The organism is Streptomyces sp. KLMMK, from assembly GCF_036961605.1.
Taxonomy (GTDB): Bacteria; Actinomycetota; Actinomycetes; order Streptomycetales; family Streptomycetaceae; genus Streptomyces; species Streptomyces telluris.
In genome coordinates this window covers 1-4,846 of record NZ_JBAMDC010000445.1, presented here as the reverse complement: position 1 = coordinate 4,846, position 4,846 = coordinate 1, and the positions used below count along the sequence as shown (strand labels likewise).

The window sequence follows — 4,846 nt, the reverse complement described above, 5'->3', positions numbered from 1 at the left end:
GACGCGCTGCTCCTCGAACTCCTCCGCACCCACGTCGCCGCCGTCCTCGGCCACGACGCGGACATGGTCCTCGACCCGCGCCGCGCCTTCCGCGAGATCGGCTTCGACTCGCTGACCGCGGTCGAACTGCGCAACCGCCTCTCCGGCGCGCTCGGCCTCCGGCTGCCCGCGACCCTCGTCTTCGACTACCCCGACTCCACCGCACTGGCAGGCCACCTCAAGGCCGAGCTGATGGGCCCCGACGCCCCGGACGCGGCCGGGGCCGTACCCGCCGCGGCGGCCGACGGAACGGACGAGCCCATCGCGATCGTGGCCATGAGCTGCCGCTACCCCGGCGGCGTCACCACCCCCGAGGAGCTGTGGCGCCTGCTGGCCGACGGCGGGGACGGCATGTCGCCCTTCCCGGCCGACCGCGGCTGGGACCTCGGCGGCCTCTACGACCCCGAACCGGGCAAGGCCGGCCGGTGCAGCACCCGCGAGGGCGGATTCCTGCACGACGCCGCCGACTTCGACCCGGACTTCTTCGGCATCTCGCCGCGCGAGGCCCTCGCGACCGACCCGCAGCAGCGGCTGCTGCTGGAGACCTCCTGGGAGGCCCTGGAGCGCGCGGGCATCGACCCGCACGCGGTACGGGGCAGCCGCACCGGCGTCTTCACCGGCGTGATGTACCACGACTACGGCAGCAGGCTCGCCAAAGCACCCGAGTCCGTACGGGACTACCTCGGCAACGGCAGCCTCGGCAGCGTCGCCTCCGGCCGGGTCGCCTACACCCTGGGCCTGGAGGGCCCGGCCCTCACCGTGGACACCGCGTGCTCCTCGTCGCTGGTCGCCCTGCACCTGGCGGTGCAGGCCCTGCGTCAGGGGGAGTGCACCCTGGCCCTGGCCGGCGGCGTGTCCGTGATGTCCACCGTGGACACGTTCGTGGACTTCAGCAGGCAGCGCAACCTCGCCGGGGACGGCCGGGCCAAGTCCTTCGCGGACGGCGCCGACGGCACCGCCCTCTCCGAGGGCGCCGGCATGCTGCTCCTGGAGCGGCTGTCGGACGCGCGGCGCAACGGGCACGAGGTGCTGGCCGTCGTCCGGGGTTCGGCGGTGAACCAGGACGGCGCGTCCAACGGCCTGACGGCGCCCAACGGCCCGTCCCAGCAGCGGGTGATCCGGCAGGCGCTGGAGAACGCCGGCCTTTCGACGGCTGACGTGGACGTGGTGGAGGCGCACGGCACCGGTACCACCCTGGGCGATCCGATCGAGGCTCAGGCGCTGCTCGCCACGTACGGGCAGGAGCGGCCGGCGGAACGGCCGCTGTGGCTGGGGTCCGTCAAGTCGAACATCGGTCACACGCAGGCCGCCGCCGGCGTCGCCGGGGTCATCAAGATGGTGCTGGCCATGCGCCATGGCGTCCTGCCCGCCACGCTCCACGTGGACGAGCCCTCGCGGCAGGTGGACTGGACGGCGGGCAGTGTCGAACTGCTGACGGAGGCGCGTGAGTGGCCGGAGGCCGACGGCCGTCCGCGCCGGGCGGGTATCTCCTCGTTCGGCATCAGCGGCACCAACGCCCACACCATCATCGAGGCGCCGGGCCCGGCCCCGGCCGCGGAGCCCGGTGACGGTGGCGCGGAGACCGCCGCGCCCGGGGCCGGGGCGCCCCTGCTGCCCGTCCTGCTGTCCGGGAACACCCCGGAAGCCCTCGCGGCCCAGGCGGGACGCCTCGCAGCCGTCCAGGACGCGCCCCTGCACGACCTCGCCTTCTCCCTGGCCACCGGCCGGGCCTCCCTCGGCCACCGGGCCGCCGTGGTCGCCCGCGACCGGGACGAACTCGCCACGGGCCTCGCCGCGCTGGCGGCGGGCACCACGGCGCCGGGAGTGGTGCGCGGCAGGCCCGTCGCCGGCAAGGTCGCCTTCCTGTTCACCGGGCAGGGCGCCCAGCGCCCCGGGATGGGACGGGAGCTGTACGCGCAGCACCCCGTCTTCCGGGCCGCGTTCGACGAGGCGTGCCGCCACTGCGACGCCCACCTCGACCGCCCGCTGCGCGAGATCGTCCTCGCCGGGCCGGACGCTGCCGAAGCCGGCCTGCTCGACCGGACGGTGTACACCCAGAGCGCCCTGTTCGCCGTCGAGACCGCCCTGTTCCGGCTGCTGGAGGCCTGGGGGATCCGGCCGGACCTCCTGGCCGGTCACTCCGTCGGCGAGCTGACCGCGGCCCACGCCGCGGGCGTGCTCACCCTGGAGGACGCCGCCCGTCTGGTCGTCGCCAGGGGACGGCTCATGGAGGCGCTGCCCGCCGGCGGCGCGATGCTGGCCGTCGACGCGACGGAGGAGGAGGTGCGGGCGCACCTGGTCGACGGCGCCGGCATCGCCGCCGTCAACGGGCCCCGCGCCGTGGTGGTGTCCGGCGACGAGGACGCGGTGGCAGCCGTCGGCGCCGCCTTCGGCGACCGCAGGACGAAGCGGCTGCGGGTCAGCCACGCCTTCCACTCGCCGCGCATGGAGCCGATGCTCGGGGAGTTCGAGGAGGTCGCGCGGAGCCTGCGGTTCGCGCCGCCGTCCGTGCCCGTCGTCTCCAACCTGACCGGCGTCCAGGCCACGGACGAGGAGCTGACCTCGCCCGGGTACTGGGTGCGCCATGCCCGCGAGGCCGTCCGGTTCGCCGACGGCGTCCGCACCCTGGAGGCGGCGGGCGTCCGCACCTTCCTGGAGGTCGGGCCCGACGCGGTGCTCTCCACCATGGGTGCCCAGTGCGTGGACGACGCCGAGCGGTCGCTGTTCGTCCCCGTGCTGCGCCGCGACCGGGAGGAACCCGTAGCTCTGGCCACCGCCCTGGCGACGCTGCAGGTCCGCGGGGTGCCCCTGGACCGGGAGCGGGTCTTCGCCGCGGCCGGCGCCCGCCGGATCGACCTGCCCACGTACGCCTTCCAGCGGCAGCGGCTGTGGCTCGACGACGAGCCGGCCGCACCGGCCGGGGCCGGCGGGGTCGGGCAGACGCCCGCGGACCACCCCCTGCTGGGCGCGGAGATCCGGCTGGCCGACGACGACGCCGTCGCGCTGACCGGCCGGGTGGCGCTGGAGACGCACCCCTGGCTGGCCGGCCACGCCGTCGCCGGAGTGGTCCTCCTGCCGGGCAGCGCCTTCGTCGAACTGGCCCTCCAGGCCGGGGACCGCACGGGTTGCGGCGTGGTCGAGGAACTCACCGTCGAGCGGCCGCTGGCGCTGCCCGCGCAGGGCGCGGTGCAACTCCAGGTCGTCGCCGGAGCACCCGACGCGACCGGGCGCAGGACGGTCACCGTCCACGCGCGCCCCGAGGGCGCCGGGGAGGCCTGGACCCGGCACGTCACCGGCGTCCTCGCCCCCGCCCCCGCGGCCGAGCCCGAGGCGCTCGGCGCCTGGCCGCCCGCGGGCGCCGTACCCGTCGACGTGACCGGCACCTACGACCACCTGGCCGAACAGGGCTACGGCTACGGCCCGCTGTTCCGGTGCCTGCGCACCGCCTGGCGGCTCGGCGAGGAGGTCTACGCGGAACTCGTCCTGCCCGGGGGCGCGGAGACGACCGGCTTCGGGCTGCACCCGGCGCTGCTCGACTCGGCGCTGCACGCCATCGACCTGGTCGACGGCCAGGACCCGACGCTGATGACCCTGCCGTTCGCCTGGGAGGGCGTGTCGCTCCACGCGGCGGGCGCCTCGGCGGTACGGCTGCGGCTCACCCCGTACGGCACCGAGCGGATGGGCCTGCACCTCTACGACGGCGCGGGCTCGCCGGTCGCCGCGGTGTCCTCGCTGCGCATCCGGCCGGTGACCACGGAACAGCTGAACGCGGCCGCCCCGGCGCCGGGAGACCTGTACGAACTGTCGTGGAAGCCGGTGCCGCTGCCCACTGCGGCCGCCACCCTTCCCGGGAGCGTTCTGTTCGCCCCGGAGCCCACGGCCGAGGACGCCCCGGCCGCCGCCCGGGAAACCCTGCACACGATGCTGGCCACGCTCCAGGAGCGGCTCGCCGACGAGTCCACCGGCGATGCGCGGCTGGTGGTCGTCACTCGGGGAGCGGTCGACCTGGAGGGCGCGCCCGGGCTCGCCCAGGCCGGGATCTGGGGCCTCGTGCGGTCCGCGGCCGTCGAACACCCCGGCCGGCTCGCGCTCGTCGACCTCGACGACGACCCGGCCTCCCGGGCCGCCCTCCCCGCGGCGGTGGCCGCAGGAGAACCGGAACTCGCCGTGCGCGCGGGCAGGGCGTACGTCCCCGGGCTGTCCCCGGCCGCCCCGGTGCCCGGCGCCGCCCCCGCCCTCACCGGTGCGGACGCGGACGGCACCGTGCTCATCACGGGCGGCACCGGCAGCCTCGGCCGGCTGCTCGCCCGGCACCTGATCACCGAACACGGCGTGCGGCACCTGGTGCTGAGCAGCCGCGGCGGCGCCCCGGGGGACCTCGGCGACCTCCGCGAGCTCGGCGCGACGGTGACCGTCGCCGCGTGCGACGCGGCCGACCGCGAGGCTCTGGCCGCGCTGCTCGCCGCGATACCGGAGGCGCATCCGCTCACGGCGGTGGTGCACGCCGCCGGCGTGCTGGACGACGGCCTGCTGCCGTCGCTGACGCCGGACCGCCTCGACGCCGTCCTGCGGCCCAAGGCCGACGCGGCCTGGAACCTGCACGAGCTCACCCGGGACCTCGGTCTCGCCTCCTTCGTGCTGTTCTCCTCCGCCGCTGCCGCCCTGGGGGCCGCCGGCCAGGCCAACTACGCGGCCGCCAACGGCTTCCTGGACGCCCTCGCGGCCCGGCGGCGCGCGGCCGGGCTGCCCGCCCTGTCCCTGGGCTGGGGCCTGTGGGACACCGCCTCGGGCATGGCCGGCTCGCTCG

1 protein-coding gene is annotated in these 4,846 nt (G+C 76.5%); it reads left to right on the top strand.

Annotation, left to right across the window (positions count from 1 at the left end; all coding sequences use genetic code 11):
- Positions 1-4,846 (top strand): type I polyketide synthase (locus tag V7793_RS33255; protein WP_336013431.1); only part of this gene is annotated, 4,846 nt, incomplete at both ends.